The organism is Pseudomonas syringae pv. cilantro, from assembly GCF_001293775.1.
In the GTDB taxonomy this organism is placed as follows: domain Bacteria; phylum Pseudomonadota; class Gammaproteobacteria; order Pseudomonadales; family Pseudomonadaceae; genus Aquipseudomonas; species Aquipseudomonas syringae_P.
Genome location: NZ_LGLN01000034.1, coordinates 4,822 through 5,270, shown reverse-complemented (window position 1 = coordinate 5,270; position 449 = coordinate 4,822). Strand labels below are relative to the sequence as shown.

The 449-nt window shown below is 57.0% G+C and carries 1 protein-coding gene; it reads right to left on the bottom strand.

Annotation, left to right across the window (positions count from 1 at the left end):
- Positions 1–55: 55 nt before the first annotated feature.
- Positions 56–298, bottom strand: a complete 243-nt coding sequence (locus ABJ99_RS10635) for a hypothetical protein (protein WP_054085805.1) — start codon at positions 296–298, stop codon at positions 56–58.
- Positions 299–449 lie beyond the last annotated feature (151 nt).

Below are 449 nucleotides of genomic sequence, written 5' to 3'. Positions count from 1 at the left end.
CGTTTTTGGGGATTGGTCGGGCTAATGGGTTTGGGTTTGGGTTTGGCTTTGGCCATCAGCGGCTCCCTGCTTGACGCTCAATCACCCGGCCGTTGCGTTGGGCCTGGAGGCGTTGTTGCAGGGTGATGGCCACCTGCTGATTGGCCTGTATCTGCCTAAGCGACTCACTGATCTCATCGAGCTGGGCGAGTGCGATACAAATCCCTAGCCAGGCTGCAATCACGAAGACGACGCCCAGCGCAATGGGCAAGGGCAAACCCAGAATGAGACAGGGTTGCGATTCTTTTGATAGTTCCATTGGGACTCTCCTGCAGGGTGCATCCGGGCACAGCTCTGCTCCAGGCGGCTGATGCCGTCTGCGTCGCGGTGCATGGAAATGGTTTGAAAATTCGGGAGTATCAGGCGGCGATGTTGGTGCAATGCCTACTTGCTGGTGTTCTTGTACTCGC

Bases quoted from the DNA above. Each gene is read 5' to 3' on its own strand.
- ABJ99_RS10635 (WP_054085805.1), bottom strand. From the start codon at position 298: ATGGAACTATCAAAAGAATCGCAACCCTGTCTCATTCTGGGTTTGCCC.